Annotated in this window: 1 protein-coding gene; it reads left to right on the top strand. The window is 45.9% G+C overall.

All coding sequences use genetic code 11. From position 1 onward, the window contains the following. Positions 1–689: 689 nt before the first annotated feature. On the top strand, positions 690–4,547 hold the full coding sequence (locus tag QUA99_RS32255) for a GAF domain-containing protein (protein ID WP_333245363.1): 3,858 nt from the start codon (positions 690–692) through the stop codon (positions 4,545–4,547). The last annotated feature ends 97 nt before the right edge of the window (positions 4,548–4,644 follow it).

Below are 4,644 nucleotides of genomic sequence, written 5' to 3'. Positions count from 1 at the left end.
GCCGAGGGTGATATTTATACCTACTCCCTCTTAAATCGTGAATTTTCCACTCCTAAAAAAGCAGTTTTTTTGAGTAAAATTACTGATTGACAAATGTAATTAAGTCTTAACTTGTCACCAATGATCCTAGACGCAGAAACCCGGTTTCTGAGTCAACCTTTTGAATTCAATGCTGTTTCTTTCAGATAATTCAAGCCCTAATAGTAACCTGCTTTCTGAGAGAGCTTTTGCCTCCAAGACTGATACCAAATCCGGGGAAAGCTACCCCTTTTATGATTCGGCGGTTGAAACCGCTACTCCACAAACTTTCGTCCGCATCCGCAGACAAGCCAGATGGAGGGGGTATTTAAACAGGATTTGCATGAGATATTTCGGCACGACATTCATCGGTGGCGGTTAATGACTCTGTAAGTATTGAAACTTGACAATTTTAATTAGTTCGGGTACAGAGGTTGCAACGCAGGCTCTACAAAGTTTATATTTAAAGGACAAAAGTTTTAATCCCACAGAATTGAAAGTTGCCATAAGAAGTGGCAGTTTGAAGGCAGCTCGCTAGCGGTGCAAAACTAATCGACCATCGCCCTCAGGATATTCATATGTTATTAAATGGCTGTGCTTGCCGAATTTTGTAACACGCACAAAACTCCTCAGCCGCTTACTGTTATTGCTGGGAAACCAAAAGATTAATAATGGACTCATTAAAAATCCAAAATGTCAAGGTGAGTTACGATCGAGCAAATTTGCTCGATCGCATCGCCAACCGGATTCGCCGCTCTCTAGAACTGCCAGAAATTCTGAGCGCCACAGCTGCGGAAGTTCAATCGTTCTTGGGAACAGACAGAGTAAAAATCTACAAGTTTCATAGCGACGGCAGCGGTGAAGTGATTGCCGAATCAATTAACGGCAACCGCTTGCCATCCCTATTGGGACTGCATTTTCCAGCAGACGATATTCCCCCTCAAGCCCGGGAACTGTTCGCGAAAGTACAGGTGCGATCGATCGTCGATATAGATTCCGGGCTGCTAGGGCAAAGTCCCCGCCGCGATGCGGTTTCGGGCCAACTGCTGCCCGACGAAGTGCGCTTTCGCCCGATCGACCCCTGCCACGCTGAATACTTGAGCGCACTCGGCGTCAAGGCTTCCTTGGTAGTACCAATTTTTCACGGCGCAGAATTCTGGGGGTTGTTGGTATCTCACCACTCCGAGTCCCGAAGCGTGCAAGAACACGAACTGCAAGGCGTTCAGATGGTGGCAGATCAGCTCGGCGTCGCCATAGCCCAATCCACCCTCCTCGCCCGAGCCCAGGCGAAAGCCCAGCGGGAAACTGCCGTCAACCGCGTCGCCGCAGCCCTTCACTCGCAGCCGGCGATCGAACTGCAAGCAGCTTTAGCAGAATCTGTAGCTGCACTAGACGCAGCCGGCGGCAGGCTGTGCATTTTCTCCGCACCCTTCATTTTCGACAGCAGCAAGGTCACGAGTTCAGTGTTCTACTCAGACAATTCCACTCGAACACTTCAAGTCTACACTTGCGGCTCAGGGCCGAAGATGCAAAATTCAGCAAAATACCAGCAGGTGGAGCAATACAGCGTCTGGCACGAATATTTTAAATCCGGCGAGCAACAGTTTTGGGCAATTCCCGACTTGTACCAAATTAGCAGTTTGAGAAGCTTGCAACCTGCATTTCGATCGACCAAAATTCGCAGCATTTTAATCGTACCGCTCAGAAGCCGCCAGCAAATATTCGGTTACTTGAGCATTTTTAGAGAAGAATTTGACACCGAAACTCTCTGGGCAAGACAGTTTGATGGCGACGGTCGGCTCGCCCAATCTCGGATATCTTTTGAAGCGTGGAAAGAGTCAAAAACTGCCCAAATTCGCGAATGGAAGACTGAAGAAATTGAATTAATTCAAAATTTTGGCAGCCACTTTGCTAGTGCAATTAACCACTGGCAACTGCACCAAAAAATAGACGCACTTAACACGAATTTAGAAAATAAAGTTCAAGCTCGGACTGCTCAACTACAGCAGTTAACGAAACAGCAGCGAGTGCTGTTTGAAGTCGTGGTAAAAATGCGACAATCCCTCGACTTGAACAAGATTTTTAGCACGATGTCCCAGGAAGTGCGGCAGGCTTTAAATGCAGATCGAGTTGGGATTTACCGCTTCGCTCCCGCCTCGGAATTTAACGAAGGCGAATTTGTTGCCGAAGATGTTTTGCCAAATTTTGTGTCAGCAATGGCAGTCAAAGTGCACGATCGCTGCTTTGGAGAAAAGTACGCCAATCTCTACTCTCACGGACGAGTTCACACAATGTCCGACATTAGACAGGCCGGACTGCAAGATTGCTACGAGCAACTATTGGAGCAATTTCAGGTCAAAGCTAGTTTGGTTGCACCGGTGATGAAAGGCAAAGACCTTTGGGGGTTGCTGTGCGTGCACCAGTGTTCTGCTCCCCGCAATTGGGAATCTTCCGAAATCAAGTTTGCTACCCAAATTTCAGCTCAGCTCAGCATCGCCCTAGAACAAGCAGATTTGCTCGCTCAAACCAAACAACAAGCAGTTGAGCTGCAGCGGGCAGCAGATCGGCAGCGGATACTATTTGAGGTAGTTGCTAAAATTCGACAATCTCTTGATTTAGATACAATTTTTCGCACGACAACTACAGAAATGCGCCGGATTTTAAAGGCAGACAGAGTTGTTGTTTATCGCTTTGAGCCAGGTTCCAAGTTTAATGAAGGCGAATTTATTACTGAAGATGTTTTGCCAGGTTTTCGTTCGGCAATGGATGTGAAAATTCGCGATCGGTGTTTTGGTCAAAACTATGCGAACAAATACAGTCAGGGACACATTCAAGTGGTGGCAGACACCTACAGCGGGGAACTCTCAGACTGCCACGCTGCTATTTTAGCTGAATTTCAGATTAGAGCTCAGGTGATTATGCCGCTGATGAATGGCAGCGAACTTTGGGGCTTGCTGTGCGTACACCAGTGCGACGGTGCGCGCAATTGGAACGCTTCGGAAATCCAGTTTGCTACGCAAGTCGGATCTCAGTTGAGCGTAGCATTAGAACAAGCAGATTTGCTCGCTCAAACGCGGCAGCAAACGATTAATATGCAGTTGGTAGCAGAGCAACAGCGGATACTGTTTGAAGTGGTAGCCAAGATTCGAGAATCTCTCGATATCAACGCGATTTTTAAGACTGCAACCCAAGAAGTTTGTCAGTTTATGCAAGTCGATAGAATTGCTGTCTATCGCTTTAACCCTGATTGGGGCGGCGAATATATTGCCGAGTTTGTGAAAGATGGCTGGGTAAAAATGGTAGGGGAAGGTATCAATACGGTTTGGCAAGATACTTATTTGCAGGAAAACCGAGGCGGCAGGTATCTCAATAATGAAACTCTAGCCGTTGACGATATATATCAAGCTGGTCACTCGGAGTGTGTTGTCGGTATTTTAGAGCAATTTCAGGTGAAGGCTTATGCGATAGCGCCGATTTTTGTAGGACAAGAACTTTGGGGTTTGCTGACAGCATATCAACATTCTGGAACCCGCAGTTGGGAAAGTTCAGAAGTTAACTTTTTAGCTCAGATTGCTAATCAGTTAGGCGTAGCTATCCAACAAGCAGATTTGCTGGCTCAAACCAGACGCCAAGCAGAACAAATTTCTCAAAACTTAAAGGATTTGCAGCAAACTCAAGCTCAATTGATTCAGACTGAAAAAATGTCTGGTTTGGGGCAACTGGTGGCTGGTATTGCTCACGAAATAAACAATCCCGTTAATTTTATTTATGGGAATCTCAATCACGCTACTGAATATACTGATAGCTTGCTGAGTTTGTTGGAACTTTACCAGCAGCAATATCCCGATTCTAGTCCTGAAATTGGCGAATTGACAGAAGCTATTGACTTGGAATTTCTGCGAGCAGATTTGCCTAAGTTGCTATTGTCTATGAAGGTGGGAGCCGATCGCATCCGTCAAATAGTTTTGTCTTTGAGGAATTTCTCTCGTCTTGACGAAAGTCAAATGAAGGCGGTTGATATTCACGAAGGTCTCGATAGCACGCTGTTAATTTTGCAGCACAGGCTGAAATCTAATTCGGATAATGCAAGTATTGTGCTAGTTAAAGAATACGGTAATTTGCCTCTGGTTGAGTGTTATGTTGGACAGTTGAATCAGGTGTTTATGAATGTAATCGGGAATGCGATCGATGCTTTGGAATCTGCCAAGTTGGTCGATCGCCCATCTGTGATTCCTCAAATTAAAATCTCTACTGCTGTCGGTCAACTTAATGGCACTGTTCCTAGCGCGGTGATTCGGATTGCTGACAGCGGGTCGGGAATTTCGGAATCAATGAGACAACGCATATTTGACCCTTTTTTCACGACTAAGCCGGTGGGAAAAGGTACTGGATTGGGACTGTCAATTAGTTACCAAATTGTGGTAGAGAAACACGGCGGCGTTTTAGAATGCAATTCGGAATTGGGGAAAGGTACTGAGTTTGCGATCGAGATTCCGCTCCGACAGCAATCATTAGTCGTTAGTCGTTAGTCATCATCCATCTTGCTTCATTGGCGTTGCTGAATTACGGTATGATACGGGCAAAAATACGAGAGGGAACCCGAAAATGATTTTTGAGATTTTGATG

Source organism: Microcoleus sp. F10-B2, assembly GCF_036704965.1.
Taxonomy (GTDB): Bacteria; Cyanobacteriota; Cyanobacteriia; order Cyanobacteriales; family Microcoleaceae; genus Microcoleus.
Note: the sequence above shows the minus strand (reverse complement) of the source record. Positions and strands in the feature narration are given on the sequence as shown.